At 28.4% G+C, this 17,078-nt stretch carries 5 protein-coding genes; all 5 read left to right on the top strand.

Annotation, left to right across the window (positions count from 1 at the left end; translation table 11 throughout):
- Positions 1–408: 408 nt before the first annotated feature.
- Positions 409–8,187 carry a right-handed parallel beta-helix repeat-containing protein gene (locus MBFIL_RS07365; RefSeq protein WP_066973110.1) on the top strand — a complete coding sequence of 2,593 codons (7,779 nt, stop codon included), beginning with the start codon at positions 409–411 and terminating at the stop codon, positions 8,185–8,187.
- Positions 8,188–8,638: 451 nt separating this feature from the next.
- Positions 8,639–9,610 (top strand): tetratricopeptide repeat protein, encoded by a 972-nt coding sequence (locus MBFIL_RS07370; RefSeq protein ID WP_066973112.1) that lies wholly within the window; start codon positions 8,639–8,641, stop codon positions 9,608–9,610.
- Positions 9,611–9,826: 216 nt separating this feature from the next.
- A complete protein-coding gene (locus MBFIL_RS07375; protein ID WP_169805518.1) occupies positions 9,827–10,711 on the top strand; it encodes a tetratricopeptide repeat protein in 885 nt (294 codons plus the stop codon).
- 16 nt (positions 10,712–10,727) lie between these two features.
- On the top strand, positions 10,728–11,879 hold the full coding sequence (locus MBFIL_RS07380) for a hypothetical protein (RefSeq protein WP_066973114.1): 1,152 nt from the start codon (positions 10,728–10,730) through the stop codon (positions 11,877–11,879).
- Positions 11,880–12,229: 350 nt separating this feature from the next.
- The coding region (locus tag MBFIL_RS07385) for a beta strand repeat-containing protein (RefSeq protein WP_169805519.1) at positions 12,230–17,078 on the top strand (4,849 nt) is incomplete at its 3' end.

Raw genomic sequence — 17,078 nt, forward strand, 5'->3', positions numbered from 1 at the left:
TTTCTTTTTTAACCATCTTTTTTAAACAAACATCCTCCTCATCATCAAGCTCTACTCTTCTCTGTTTCATATAGTATAATATGAATATCATCATATATAAATATTTTAAAATTAAGTTGTCATGACACTAGGAATTATATTGATTATGTTATATTTTATTATTTATTTTTTACTTAGGCTTATTTTTCTTATTTTTTCATGATATTTACTTTATACTCTGTATATTTTTATATTTATACATTATTATTTCTCATTATTGATATTAATTTCTTATAGCAATCATAAGCTTTAAATATTATTTTTTTAATATTTGTTAGTAGTTATTAATATTATTAATTAAATTTTTCTGTTCAATAATGTTTATGGTGATATATCTCATAATTATGGGTTCTTTATGGAGAAGTGTTTATGTTTCAGGGTCTTAAAAATGGGGTTAAAAGCAATAGACATATATGGTTTTTGTTTTTACTAGCATTATTTATTTTTGCAATGGTTTCATCTGTTAGTGGTGCTAATGTTACAGTTTCAGGTAATTCTTTTACTGATGTTGAAAATTCTTTCAATTCAGGAGACATTGTTCATTTAGGTAGTAAAACTTATGTTTCTGATGGTAATAGGATTGATGTAGATGTGAATAATGTTGCTTTTTTAGGTAACAAGAGCAACCATGCTGTTTTTGATGGTAACGGTAATGGTGCGGCTATTTTTGATGTTACTGGTCGAAATATTACTTTTAAATATATTGATTTTATAAATGTGAAATCTAACTCTTCTGGCGGATGTATCAGGTCAACTAACACCATATATGTTGATAACTGTCTTTTTAAAGATAATGAAGCTGAAAGTGGCACTGCTATTGGTTTATTTGGTGGAAATAATTCCATAATTGAAAATTCTATTTTTATTAATAATCATGGTATTAATCCTGGTTCTGATGATTATATTGAAGGCGGAGCCATTGATACCCATGCCAATAACACTACAATTCGTAACTGTTCCTTTGAAAATAATTATGCTTTAAATAGAGGAGGAGCAATTTCTCTAGTTTTTGGTTTTGATCAAGTTATTGACTGTGTGTTTAAGAATAATTCTGCCCCTGATTCAGGTGCAGTTTACAGTAGAAATTCCACAATAACCATTAAAAACTGCACATTCCAAGACAATATTGCTGATTCTCATGGTGGAGCTGTTTTCTCAAGAGCATCAAATGTAACCATCACAAACTCCAAATTCACAACCAACACTGCTGTGGATAGTGGTGGAGCTATCTATCACAATCCTACAGACATGGCTGTTAGCTTTAAACTAACAAGCTCTACTTTTAAAGGCAGTAGTGCTGATACTGGTGGAGCAATATATTCTTTTGGTTCCATGTCTATAGATGACTCTGATTTTTTAAACAATAGTGCTATTAGATCTGCAGGTGCGATTCGTGCTGGTGAAGACTTAAAATTAACAAGATCCACATTTTCAGGAAATACCGCAGGAGCCAATGGAGGGGCATTATACTCAAGAAATAAAACAACCATCACTAACTGCAAATTCACCAATAACAAAGCAGGAACCAATGGAGGAGCAATATACTCATTAGACAATGTTGAAATAAACAGCTCCAACTTCACAAACAACATTGCAAATAACTCAGGAGGAGCAATATACACCAATACCCAACTTAAACTCACAGACTGCCTCTTTTCAAAAAATACCGCAGACTCTGAAAATGGAGGAGCAATATACTTAGTTAAATCAACCATTTTAAAGAACACCACTTTTAAATCCAATAAAGCTGACTTAAACGGCGGATCAATCTATGCTAAAGAAGAATTAAACATAACAGGCAGTGATTTTGAGAACAATAATGCAGATAACGGTGCTGCTATTTATGCAATGGAAGTACTAAACATTATTAACTCTAATTTTATAAACAACGGTGCTAACAGCTATGGTGGAGCAATTTATTCCAAAAGCACTTTAAAATCAGATAAAAGCACTTTTTCAAGTAATACTGCCAAATATGATGGAGGAGCAATATATACCCTATCCAATACAGATATAAAAAACTCTATCTTTAATAACAATAGTGCTGTGTACGGTGGCGGGGTTTTCACTAACTCTACTTTAACTCTATCCAATTCTAATTTCACAAAAAACCATGCAAACAATTCTGGAGGAGCAATTTACTCTAAAAAAATATTAAATATTACCAATGGTCTTTACAGTGAAAATAGTGCAAATGATCATGGTGGAGCTATTTACTCAGAAAACGATGTGAATTTAACTGGAAAATTAACTTTCAAATCCAATATCGCAAAATCTGGAAATGGTGGAGCATTATATTCATCTAAATCTACAAATATAAGTTCTATTACATTTGAAAACAATAAAGCAGGACTAAATGGAGGAGCAATTTACACTTCATCCAATACGAATATAAAAAGCTCTGTTTTTAATAATAATAGTGCTGTGTATGGTGGTGGAGTTTTCACCAACTCTACTTTAACTCTATCCAATTCTAATTTCACAAAAAACCATGCAAACAATTCTGGAGGAGCAATTTACTCTAAAAAAACATTAAATATTACCAATAGTCTTTACAGTGAAAATAATGCAAATAATGATGGGGGAGCTATTTACTCAGAAAATGATGCATATTTATCTGGAAAATTAACTTTCAAATCCAATATAGCAAAATCTGGCAATGGTGGAGCATTATACTCATCTAAATCTACAAATATAAGTTCTATTACATTTGAAAACAATAAAGCAGGACTAAATGGAGGAGCAATTTACACTTCATCCAATACGAATATAAAGAACTCTGTTTTTAATAATAACAGTGCTGTCTATGGTGCTGGAGTTTTCACTAACTCCACTTCAATTTTATCTAATTCTAATTTCACAAAAAATCATGCAAACAATTCTGGAGGAGCAATTTACTCTAAAAAAACATTAAATATTACCAATGGTCTTTACAGTGAAAATAGTGCAAATGATCATGGTGGAGCTATTTACTCAGAAAACGATGTGAATTTAACTGGAAAATTAACTTTCAAATCCAATATCGCAAAATCTGGAAATGGTGGAGCATTATATTCATCTAAATCTACAAATATAAGTTCTATTACTTTTGAAAACAATAAAGCAGGCTTAAATGGTGGAGCTATTTATGCCATATCTAATACGAATATAAAGAACTCTGTTTTTAATAATAACAGTGCTGTGTATGGTGGTGGGGTTTTTACTAACTCTACTTTAACTTTATCTAATTCTAATTTCACAAAAAATCATGCCAGTGAGTCTGGAGGAGCAATCTACTCTGAAAAAACATTAAAAGTTACCAATGGTGTTTACAGTGAAAATAGTGCAGATAATAATGGTGGAGCTATTTTTTCAGAAAATGATGTGGATTTATCTGGAAAATTAACTTTTAAATCCAATGTAGCAAAATCTGGTAATGGTGGAGCTTTGTATTTATCTAAATCTACAAATATAAGTTCTATTACTTTTGAAGATAATAAAGCAGGTTTAAATGGTGGAGCTATTTATACTACTTCCACTATCACAGTTTCTAATTCTAAATTTAATCGTAACTCTGCATCTAATGGTGGAGGATTGTATTCAACATCAAAAGTAAACATTTCTAAGTCTATTTTCACTTATAATATTGCTCGCAGCAGTGTCAATGGTGGAGGAATCTATTCTACAGGTAATGGTTCTAAGATTTCTGATTCTGTTATAAATTACAGCACAGGTCACGGAATATTGATTCTTGCTAATTCATTAATCATTGAAAACAATATCATTAATGGAAATAGTAATCGAGGCATATATTCTACTACCAATTATTCCATAATTCGCTTTAACACAATAAATAACAATAAACACAACGGTATCGCAGTCACTGGTCATAACAACCAAATATTATCTAATAAAATCACTGGAAACCGTGAAGATATTGATCTAACTGGAAATAACAATGAAATTAAATATAATACTATAATCAATAGTAAATCCCATGGCATATATATAAAAGGCAACAGAACAATTGTTTATTATAATAATATCTCAGATAATAAAGGTAATGGTATTTATATAGCTGGTAATAGTTCAGATATTTATATGAACAATATAAAGTCCAATAATGTAGGTTTAACAGTTTATGGTAACAATAATAATGTTTCAAAAAATACTTTAAATTCTAATAAGCATCAAGACATTCTAATAAACGGTAACAATGCTAATTTAAGTTCTAATAATATAAAGAGTAGTGGAGAATCAGGTATTGATCTAACTGGAAATGATAACAATGTTAAGTACAACACTGTAAGTAATAGTAAATCCCATGGCATATACATAAAAGGCAACAGAACAGCTGTTTATTACAATAATATCTCAAATAATAAAGGTAACGGTATTTACATAAATGGTAATAGTTCAGATATTTATATGAACAATGTAAAGTCTAATAATGTAGGTTTAACATTTTATGGTAACAATAATAATGTTTCAAGAAATAATTTAAGCTCTAATAAGCATCAAGGCATTCTAATAAATGGTAACAATGCTAATTTAAGTTCTAACAATGTAAAAAGTAGTGGAGAATCAGGTATTGATCTAACTGGAAATGATAACAATGTTAAGTACAATACTGTAAGTAATAGTAAATCTCATGGCATATATGTAAAAGGCAGCAGGACAGTTGTTTATTATAATAATATCTCAAATAATAAAGGTAATGGTATTTATATAGTCGGTAATGATCCAGATGTTTATATGAATAATATAAAGTCTAATAATGTAGGTTTAACAGTTTATGGCAATAATGCTAATGTTTCAAGAAATAATTTAAATTCTAATAAGCATCAAGGTATTTGGTTAAGTGGCAATAACGCTAATTTAAGTTCTAACAATGTAAATAGCAATAAAGAATCAGGTATTGCTATTTTTGGTAATAAATATCAGGTTTATGATAATTATATGTCTAAAAATAAGTATCATGGTCTTAAAATTGAAGGATCTTATGGCAGTATCCATGATAATAACTTGATTAAGAATGGTATTAATGGTTTAGATGTTAAAGGAAGTACTTTAACTATTTATAAAAATAATGCTACAGATAATAAAAATGGTATTGTTATAAAAGGAGATAAAAACAAAATCACAAATAACACAATCAAATCTAACACTCAAAAAGGAATGTATGTAGAGGGAAGATCAATTAATCTTCAATCTAACAATATTCACAATAATAAAAATGATGGAATCGAATTTAAAGGAAATCAATCCACCATAACCAAAAACACCCTCAAATCCAATCTTAATGGACTAACAATAAAAGGCAACACAAACAACATAATAAACAACACAATTGATTCCAACAAAGCAAAAGGACTAGTTATCGACGGAAACAAAAATAACATCCAATACAACACCATACTCAAAAATACTCGCTCAGCTATCAATGGAAAAGGTAAATTCAACATCTTCGAGTCCAATATATTATATTCTAACTCTAAAAAAGGTGATTATTGTGCAGTGTACTTTAAAGGAGATTACAATGAATATTACAAAAATTCCATATACAATAATGGATACCATGGATTACATGTAGTAGGTAAAATCAATAAAATAGAAAAAAACAATTTATACAACAATAAATATGCAAATACTGTAATCAATGGGAATTACAATAATATAATAGAAAACACAATACATGGCAGTAAAACATCAGGAATAATACTAACAAAAAACAACAACAAAATAACACTTAACAAATTATGGAATAACAAACAATACAACATCAGAATCAAAGGTAACTCCAATCATGCTAGTAATAACACATTAAAAAGCAGTAACTTAGCTATTCACATTATAGGATCCAAAAACAAATTCATACAAAACACAATACACAAAAACACAAAAGGAATATATCTAAAACAAGGCAAAAACAATTATTTAAACTATAATTACATTATAAATAAAAATTACAACCTAAAAAGAAAATCAGGTTCAATAAATGCAGAATACAACTGGTGGGGAATAAATAAAATAAACAAAGTCCACAACACAAAAGTATCAAAATATGTAATAGCCAAACTAAAACTTCCAAATGTTAAATACCTAAAACCAAACAAATCCTACAAAATAACCTTAATCCTACTAGATAACAATAAAAAGAAACTTAAAAAAATCATACCATCAACAGTATCACAATTTGGATTCTACAAACAATACAAAAAGACAATAACAGTAAAGAAAAAAGATCCAAAAACTAAAAAAGTGAAAAAAGTAAAAACAACCAAATTAGCATGGAAATCCCTAAAAATATCAAGCAAAAAAATAATCCTAAAGAACAATAAAGCAACAGTAACAATAAAAACAGGGAAAAAATGGTCAATCTACAAATTCACAGCAAAAATAGACAATCAAAAGTTAGAAAAAATTTTCAGACCTCCTTGCGATTTAAATGTTTTTGTTATAGCTAATCCTAATCCAGTAGGTCAAAATAATTCTTTAACTTATTCATTTTATGTTAAGAATGAGGGTCCAGGTGATGCATTTAATGTTAACTTATCAGCAAAGCTTCCTAAATTAACTAATATGCGTTATTCTTTTTCAGGTTCTAATTGGAAAAAATTTAATGGTTCGATTAAAATTGATAAAATAGCTAAGGGAAAACAGATTGTATTGTATGTTGAAGGTATAATTTCTTCAGGGGTCAATGGGACTGTTAAAAGTACTGTTTCAGTTAAAAGTTCTACTGTGGATTTGAAAAGTTCAAATAATGTTTATCGATTGAAAGTAAGTATTGTAAGAAATAGTAATAATTATTATGTTTATTGTGGTCCTGTTGGTCTTCAATCACTCTTAGCTTCAAAAGGAATATTTTTAAGTAAATCTAAATTAATTAAGGAATTAAACACTAAGAAGGGGTTAACTTCCATGTATATGATGAAAAAAATAGCTAATAAATATGGTGTTAACCTCAATGCTATTTCGGTATCTTCAAATAAACTTAGAAAAGGAGACATTGCTTATTTACAATTTGGTCCATATGGTCACTATGTGGATATTGTATCTAATAAAAATGGTTATATTACATACAACGATCCAGTGTTTGGTATTATCACTGTTCCTACTGGACTTTTTGAACTTTTATATAGTGGTAAAGCTTTATCGACTGATAAAAAAGGAAAGTTACTTTCTAAAAAAGATCAAAAAGCTACTACTGGTGGTGATTCCTATGCTTATGCTACAGTTGGCTTGTTAGTTGCGATACTTGCATTTGTAGTAGGATATAAATCTCGTAAGAGTAACAATACAAAAAGTAATGCTACAAATTATATACATGTAGGTGCTAAAACTATTCGCATGCCTAAATCTTCATCTAAAAATTATAATAATAAACTTTTTTCGGAGAATAGATATTATTATAAGGTTTGGGGTGCACGCACCTTTCTTAAACCTTCAGATTATGGTTCTACAGAGGAAGATTATGCGTTTATGTCTGCATATAGTTCTGCTAGATTAGCGAGAATACCAGGGATTGTTCTAAGATATTCTTCTGCAATGCTTATAAATTCAATCTATGGTGATTCTTTTGCTGCTGCAGAAGAATTATATTCAACAGACCTGGATTGGATTGGTCCCTCACCTTTTAGAAAATCTGGAAAATCTGGTAATTATTCAACATACTTTACTCCTTATAGTTTAGATAAAGTTTTAACATCAACTGGCACAAAAAAAATAGTTAGTAAATGGAGAGCTGATTTTTACAAACCAAATAAAAAAGAAACAATGAGCTCTACAATTCTATTCGCTATTCCTCATGATCTAATAACAAACAATTCGTATAAAATGGAGTTAGAAAAAGAGAGAGTTATCAATTTGAGAAATGAAAAGAGAATGTATGATAATATTAAAAAATTATGTCTTGAAATTATTAATACAAATAGTAAGTTTAATCCTATAGCAAAAATGCTAGGATTTTCACCAAAACGCAATGATAACAAAATTATTTATAATTATAGTTCGAATTATACTAAAACGATATATATTGGAAATAAACCTTTCAAATACACATCCCAAGTTGTTTTTACTAACAAAAATGGTTATGTAATGGCTAGTAATCCTACTCAAGGATCAAATACGATGTCTGTAATTTATAATAAGAAACTTGGGTTTTAAATAATATGCTTGGTTTCCTAATTTTAATAATAAGTGGCATAAAGTAGGGATTATACTTAAAAATGACTTTGCAAAAGTCTAAGTTTTTGATAAAATTACTTTTTGTAGGATAGGATAAGAGGTCAACCTGTTAAAAAAGCTTTATTTATACATGTCTCTGTGGCATAGTTATGTAGGATAAATGAGATATAATGGGTATTGTTATAATGGTTTAATTGCTAAATAGAAGAAGACAGATAACCTCAAAATATCCAATGAAGATTTAAAAAAATTGGAGGAAATTTTAGATAGTCAAGAGGGATGGACAACAAACGAAGTTAAAAGGCTTATTAAAAAATAAGTTAATATGCATTATTATATATAGATGTTAGAATAATTTTAAAAAATCAGCTAAAATACTGTTGTTAACTGTATATGAATAGGGGTAAGATGAAGAATATAGGTGATTGGCATGTTTAATTTTATAAATAAAAATAAAGCTAAACACGAATTAAAAAGAGGTATTATTCATTTTAACAATGGAGATATTAAGAAAGCATTAAATTTTTTCACAAGGTCTTCCGAAACATTTCCTAAACATGAAAAAGCTTTTATATTCCAAGCTATAGCTTATTTACACTTAAATGATTATCTTAATGCATTGAATTCCTATGGTATTGCTCGCTCCATAGATTTTAATTGTGTTGAGGGATGGATTGGTGAAGGTAACTGTTTAGTATATTTTGAAAAGTATGATGATGCAATTAAATTGTTTGATGAGGCTTTAAAGTTTAATAAGAATAATTTGGAATTAATATTAGCTAAAGCAGGTGTTTTTGAATTTTGTGGTAATTTTGAGGAGGAGTTATATTGTGCGAATTATATTTTAGAACAGGGTATTGGGGAAGAAGAAGGTACTCATTTAAAAGCTTCTATTTTTTATTTACAGGAAAAATTTAATCTTGCATTGGAATGGTATTATAAATTACTTGAGCTTAATAAATATGATGATAAATATTGGTATGAGATTGCATTTGTATTTTTTGAACTAGATAATATTGATGATGCATTAATAGCTATGGAAAAAGCTGTGAATTTGTCTGGTCGATTTAATACTAGTTATTTACAAGCTTATTCTAATTTGTTAGATGAAAAAGAGGAGTGGGATAAGGCTTTGGATGTTATAAATGAATCTATGGAGTTAAGGAATGATTTTTCTTTATATTATTATAAAGGATTATATTTATCTAAATTAAATAGGATTAAGGAATCTGAAAAAATTTGTGAAAAAGGTCTTCAATTAGCATTTAAATTAATTGAAATTAATCCTTCCGTAGAGTTATATCAGTTCATAGGTCTTTTTTTAGATTTATTGGGTAAAACTGATAATGCAGCTGAATATTATAGTAAAGCAGAGCTTTTAAAGTCTAATTTAAGTAGATAACAATTTATTTCATGTGCTTTAAATTATTATTTATAAAATATCCATTACATTAATTCTGTTTAATAAGTTTAAAACATGATTTGATGTATTGGCAAAGAGATATGATAAACATTTAAGGAGTTAACAGTTATGTTGTCTTTTTTTAAAAAGTGTAAAATCAGATTTAAACTAATGTTAGGTATTCATTATCTAAATTCAAGAGAGTTTTATAAAGCGATGCTAAAGTTTGATGAGGTTTTACTTATTGATCCTGAGTTTAAAGATACTTTTATTTTAAAAGGTCAGACTAATGAGTTTTTGGGTAATTATACTGAAGCAATTAAATATTATGAGTTTGCTATTAATTTTGATGTTAATAATGTTTTGTCATGGAAAAGTAAAGCACGTTGTTTATTTAATTCTGGATTTTATGAGGACTCTCAGGAAGTTTTAGATAATGGGTTATTTTATAATGAAAATAATATGGATCTTTTATTAACTAAATGTGATTTTTTTGAACAACAAGAAAACTATAATGATGAGTTGGAATGTGTGGAATATATTTTGAATAATGTTGATTATGAGGAGGGACTTCTTTTAAAAGGTCATGTTTTTGAATTACAAAATAAATCAGAATTCGCTTTTGAAATTTATAATATATTGCTTGATCTAAACCCTAATAATGTTGTTGTACTAAATAATTTAGCAAATTTGTACTATAAAATGGATAAATTAACCGATGCTATTAATTATATGGGTAAAGTTGTTGAGTTAGATCCTAGCAATCCTTACCTTTTTATTTATGCTTTTTATTTGGAAGAGAATGGTAATTATGAAGGTGCATTGAAATATATATCTAAATCCATTAAAAAAGATGATGGTGCACTGGATTCATATTATCGTAAGGGAATATGCTTAGAAAAATTAGGAATGCTTATAAAAGCAAAGAAATCTTATGAAAATGGATTAATGTTATGTAAAAAGTTTTTAGACTCTAATTATCTTTTTGATGGGAATATTTATTATATGATTTCTGAATATCTTATGAAGCTTAATAAGAGAGAGGAAGCGGATGATTATTATAATAAATTTTTAGAATTTGGTTCAAAGGTAAACATGTGATTTAATTGGTGGTATTATGTTAGTAACAAGTAGAGAAAAGAAGTTATTTTTTCCATTAGTTGTAGTTTTTTTAATTTCATATTGGGCTATGAGTCATTATGATAGTTATGGTTTTGTAATATCTAGTTCAATAGCATTTTTAATCCTTTTATCTTGTTTTTGTTTGTATGTTATTAATCCTACTTTGATTTGTTTATATTATAAGAAAGGATGGGATATTCAGAGAATTTTGCTATTGATTTCAATTTGCACTTTAATTGTAAATATATTTTTTATAGATGATTTTTTTGGTGTTTTTTCAACTATTTTCTATTTTGGCATGTTTTTCTGTTTCACATCTAAAGATTTAGGTGGTGATGATGTATTAATTCTAAGTACTAAAAATATATCAAATATTGTTTTATCAGTGTTCTTTGTTGTTTTTATAGTATACGATATGTTAAAAGGTGTTTTATGGAGTTGTTTTTATCTTTTACCCATTATTTTTGTTGTATTTTCTTTAGTTTATAGTTGGAATATTAAGGAATATGGTAATATGGGTTCTAAAGAAATTGAAATGTCCAAAGTTAAAGGTTCTAAAAAACTTAAAAAATCTAAAGTTAAGAATTCTAAAAAAGTTAATAACCTTCGAATTTATAGGGGATATAAGTGGGGTTTGGGACCTGTTTCTGTCATTGGTTTGATTTTAATTGTTTTATTTGGATTTACAACTTTTGGTGGTTTAGGTATGTCTTATAGTAATAGTTCACATGATAATCTATTTGATAATGGTGATATTTCTTTTCTTTATCCTGGTGATTGGATGGGTAAAAATGGTGAGTTTAATCCTTCCTCTGATAATCATGAATTTTTTCAGGTCGAAGATGGGGTCTTTTTCATTAGGATTAGAGATAATCAATATACTGATTTAACTGATGAATTAAATTATTTTGAATCAGATATTATTAAATCTAAAATTGATAATTACACATACACTACAGTTGGGGGTGTTCAAGCTTTAGATATTTACTGTACTTTTAATAATCATGGTGAATATGTAAAATCTAATATTTTAATGTTTATTAAAAACAATAATACTTATTACTTGAATTTTGCACGCATTAATGAAAGTACAATACTTAATGATAAAAATAAGATTTTAAAATCTTTTAAATTTAATAATTCATGAAATTTAATAATAATATTTCAAATAGTGCTTCTAATGATCTTGAGCTATAATTGAACAAACTATAAATTATATTGATCATGTTGTATTTTATTATTTATTTTTTATTTAGTCTCATTTTTATTATTTTTTCATAATATTTACTTTATATTCTGTATATTTTCATATTTATGCCTTATTATTTCTTATTATTAATATTAGTTTCGTATAACTATCATAAACTTTAAATATTATTCTTTTAATATTTGTTAGTAGTTATTATATTATTAATTATTAATTAATTAAATTTTTCTGTTCAATAATGTTTATAAGGAGTATATTTTATAATTATGGGTCGTTATGGAGAAATATTTATGTTTCAGGGTCTTAAAAATGGGGTTAAAAGCAATAGATGTAGATGGTTTTTGCTTTTAATAGCATTAATTCTTTTTGCAATGGTTTCATCTGTTAGTGGTGCTGATGTTACGGTTTCAGGTAATTCTTTTACTGATGTTGAAAATTCTTTCAATTCAGGAGACATTGTTCATTTAGGTAGTAAAACTTATGTTTCTGATGGTAATAGGATTGATGTAGATGTGAATAATGTTGCTTTTTTAGGTAACAAGAGCAACCATGCTATTTTTGATGGTCAAGGTAATGGTGTGGCTATTTTTGAGGTTACTGGTCGAAATATTACTTTTAAATATATTGATTTTATAAATGTGAAATCTAACTCTTCTGGCGGATGTATCAGGTCAACTAACACCATATATGTTGATAACTGCCTTTTTAAAGATAATGAAGCTGAAAGTGGCACTGCTATTGGCTTATTTGGTGGAAATAATTCCATAATTGAAAATTCTATTTTTATTAATAATCACGGTATTAATCCTGGTTCTGATGATTATATTGAAGGTGGAGCCATTGATACTCATGCTAACAACACTACAATTCGTAATTGTTCCTTTGAAAATAATTATGCTTTACATAGAGGAGGAGCAATTTCTCTAGTTTTTGGTTTTGATCAAGTTATTGACTGTGTATTTAAAAATAATTCTGCCCCAGATTCAGGTGCAGTTTACAGTAGAAACTCCACAATAACCATTAAAAACTGCACATTCCAAAATAACATTGCTGATTCTTATGGTGGAGCTGTCTTCTCAAGAGCATCAAATGTAACCATCACAAACTCCCAATTCACAAACAACACTGCTGCGGATAGGGGCGGAGCTATCTATCACAACCCCGCAGACATGCCTGTTTCATTTAAACTAACAAGCTCTACTTTTAAAGATAATAGTGCCGATACTGGTGGAGCAATATATTCTTTTGGCTCCATGTCTATAGACGATTCTGATTTTTTAAATAATAGTGCTATTAGGTCTGCAGGTGCTATTCGTGCTGGTGAAGACTTAAAATTAACAAGATCCACATTTTCAGGAAATACTGCAGGAGCCAATGGAGGAGCATTATACTCAAGAAATAAAACAACCATCACTAATTGTAAATTCTCCAATAACAAAGCAGGGACAAATGGAGGAGCTATTTACTCGTTAGACAATGTTGAAATAAACAACTCCAACTTCACAAACAACATTGCAAATAACTCAGGAGGAGCAATATACACCAATACCGAACTTAAAATCACAGATTGCCTCTTTTCAAACAATACCGCAGACTCTGAAAATGGAGGAGCAATATACTTAGTTAAATCAGCCATTTTAAAGAACACCACTTTTAAATCCAATAAAGCTAACTTAAACGGCGGATCAATCCATACTGAAGAAGAATTAAACATAACAGACAGTGATTTTGAGAACAATAATGCAGATAACGGTGCTGCTATTTATGCAATGGAATTACTAAACATTATTAACTCTAATTTCATAAACAACACTGTTAATAATTATGGTGGAGCAATTTACTCCAAAAACACTTTAAAATCAGATAAAAACACTTTTTCAAATAATTCTGCCAAATATGATGGTGGAGCAATATATACTCTATCCAATACAGATATAAAAAACTCTATTTTTAATAATAACAATGCGATGTACGGTGGCGGGGTTTTCACTAACTCTACTTTAATTTTATCTAATTCTAATTTCACAAAAAATCATGCTAATAATTCTGGAGGGGCAATTTACTCTAAAAAACTATTAAATATTATTAATGGTGTTTATAGTGAAAATAGTGTAGATGATGATGGTGGAGCTATTTTTTCAGAAGATGATGTGGATTTATCTGGAAAATTAATTTTTAAATCTAATGTTGCGAAATCTGGCAATGGTGGAGCATTATATTCATCTAAATCCACAAATATAAGTTCTATTACTTTTGAAAACAATAAAGCAGGACTAAATGGAGGAGCAATTTACACTCTAACCAATATGAATATAAATAACTCTGTTTTTAGTAATAATAGTGCTGTGTATGGTGGTGGAGTTTTCACTAACTCTACTTTAACTTTATCCAATTCTAATTTCACAAAAAATCATGCAAACAATTCTGGAGGAGCAATCTACTCTAAAAAACCATTAAAAGTCACTAATGGTCTTTACAGTGAAAATAATGCAAATGATGATGGTGGAGCTATTTACTCAGAAAATGATACAGATTTAACTGGAAAATTAACTTTCAAATCCAATATAGCAAAATCTGGCAATGGTGGAGCATTATATTCATCTAAATCCACAAATATAAGTTCTATTACTTTTGAAAACAATAAAGCAGGACTAAATGGAGGAGCAATTTACACTCTATCCAATACAAATATAAAAAACTCTATTTTTAATAATAACAATGCTATGTACGGTGGCGGGGTTTTCACTAACTCCATTTTAACTTTATCCAATTCTAATTTCACAAAAAATCATGCAAACAATTCTGGAGGAGCAATTTACTCTAGAAAACTATTAAATATTACTAATGGTCTTTACAGTGAAAATAGTGCAAATGATGATGGTGGAGCTATTTTTTCAGAAGATAATGTAGATTTATCTGGAAAGTTAACTTTTAAATCCAATGTAGCAAAATCTGGTAATGGCGGAGCTTTATATTCATCTAAATCTACAAATATAAGTTCTATTACTTTTGAAAACAATAAAGCAGACTTAAATGGTGGAGCTATTTATGCCCTATCCAATACGAATATAAAAAACTCTGTTTTCAATAATAACAGTGCTATCTATGGTGCTGGAGTTTTCACTAACTCTACTTTAACTCTATCTAATTCTAATTTCACAAAAAATCATGCCAGTAAGTCTGGAGGAGCAATCTATTCTGAAAAACCATTAAAAGTTACTAATGGTGTTTACAGTGAAAATATTGCGGATGATGATGGTGGAGCTATTTTTTCAGAAGATAGTGTGGATTTATCTGGAAAATTAACTTTTAAATTTAATGTTGCGAAATCTGGCAATGGTGGAGCTTTATATTTATCAAAATCTACAATTATAAGTTCTATTACTTTTGAAGATAATAAAGCAGGTTTAAATGGTGGAGCTATTTATACTACTTCCACTATCACAGTTTCTAATTCTAAATTTAATCGTAACTCTGCATCTAATGGTGGAGGAATCTATTCAACATCAAAAGTAAACATTTCTAAGTCTATTTTCACTTATAATATTGCTCGCAGTAGTGCTAATGGTGGAGGAATCTATTCTACTGGTAATGGTTCTAAGATTTCGGATTCTGTTATAAATTACAGTACAGGTCACGGAATACTGATTCTTGCTAATTCATTAATCATTGAAAACAATATTATTAGTGGAAATAGTAATCGAGGTTTATATTCTACTACTAATTATTCCATAATTCGTTCTAACACAATAAATAACAATAAACACAACGGTATCACAGTCACTGGTCATAACAACCAGATATTATCTAATAAAATCACTGGAAACCGTGAAGGTATTGATCTAACTGGAAATAACAATGAAGTTAAATATAATACTGTAAGCAATAGTAAATCTCACGGCATATATGTAAAAGGCAGTAAAACAGTTATTTATTACAATAATATATCAAATAATAAAGGCAATGGTATTTACATAGCTGGTAATAATCCAGATGTTCATATGAACAATGTAAAGTCCAATAATATAGGTCTAACAGTTTATGGTAACAATACTAATGTTTCAAGAAATAATTTAAGTTCTAATAAGCATCAAGGTATTCTAATAAGTGGTAATAACGCTAATTTAAGTTCTAACAATGTAAAGAGTAGTGGGGAAGCAGGTATTGATATAACTGGAAATAACAATAATATTAAGTATAATACTGTAAGTAATAGTAAATCCCATGGCATACATGCAAAAGGCAGTAAAACAGTTATTTATTACAATAATATATCAAATAATAAAGGCAATGGTATTTACATAGCTGGTAATAATCCAGATGTTCATATGAACAATGTAAAGTCTAATAATGTAGGTCTAACAGTTTATGGTAACAATACTAATGTTTCAAAAAATAGTTTAAATTCTAATAAGCATCAAGGTATTTGGTTAAGTGGTAATAACGCTAATTTAAGTTCTAACAATGTAAATAGCAATAAAGAATCAGGTATTGCTATTTTTGGTAATAAATATTATATTTATAATAACTATATGTCTAAAAATAAGTATCATGGTCTTAAAATTGAAGGAACATATGGTAGCATCCAGAATAATAACTTGATTAAGAATGGTATTAATGGTTTAGATGTTAAAGGAAGTACTTTAACTATTTATAAAAACAATGCTACAGGTAATAAAAATGGTCTTGTTGTAAAAGGAGATAAAAATAAAATCACAAATAACACAATCAAATCTAACACTCAAAAAGGAATGTATGGAGAAGGAAGATCAATTAATCTTCAATCTAACAATATTCACAACAATAAAAATAACGGAATCGAATTTAAAGGAAATCAATCAACCATAACCAAAAACACCCTCAAATCCAATCTTAATGGACTAACAATAAAAGGCAACACAAACAACATAATAAAAAATACAATTGATTCCAACAAAGCAAAAGGATTAGTTATCGACGGAAACAAAAATAACATCCAATCCAACACCATACTCAAAAACACTCGCTCAGCCATCAATGGAAAAGGCAAATCCAACACATTCGAGTCCAACATACTATATTCCAACTCCAAAAAAGGCAAATACTGCGCAGTATACTTTAAAGGAGACTACAATAAATATTACAAAAACTCCATATACA

This window comes from Methanobrevibacter filiformis, assembly GCF_001639265.1.
Classification (GTDB): domain Archaea; phylum Methanobacteriota; class Methanobacteria; order Methanobacteriales; family Methanobacteriaceae; genus Methanacia; species Methanacia filiformis.